General features: G+C 49.1%; 1 protein-coding gene. It reads left to right on the top strand.

Features of this window, described 5'->3' with window-relative positions:
* On the top strand, positions 1–326 hold a 326-nt coding region (locus B3G15_RS00990; protein ID WP_290714523.1), incomplete at both ends, for a BCCT family transporter.

Here is a 326-nt window from a genome sequence, read left to right as displayed (position 1 = left end):
GGTGGCTTAGGAACGTTCCTCAGTATCGTTGCCGTCTTCTTGATCACGACGTTCTTCATCACTTCAGCTGACTCCGCGACATATGTTCTCGGTATGCTATCGTCTGGTGGTAGTCTGATGCCAAGCTTACGCATTAAGCTCGCTTGGGGTGTCGTCCAGTCATCGATTGCCGCTGTACTCTTATATGCTGGTGGATTAGGTGCGTTACAGGCTGCTGCCATATTAGCCGCTTTCCCATTCATCTTCGTCGTCGGGATGATGGTCGTCGCCCTATTCAAAGATTTGTCGGATGAACCCGACGCACAAAAAGAAACAACTGAATTAAA

Origin of the sequence: Exiguobacterium sp. UBA1053 (assembly GCF_002316465.1) — a bacterium.
Taxonomy (GTDB): domain Bacteria; phylum Bacillota; class Bacilli; order Exiguobacteriales; family Exiguobacteriaceae; genus Exiguobacterium_A; species Exiguobacterium_A abrahamii.
The sequence above is the reverse complement of the archived record's forward strand: the minus strand, read 5'-3'. Positions and strand labels throughout refer to the sequence as shown.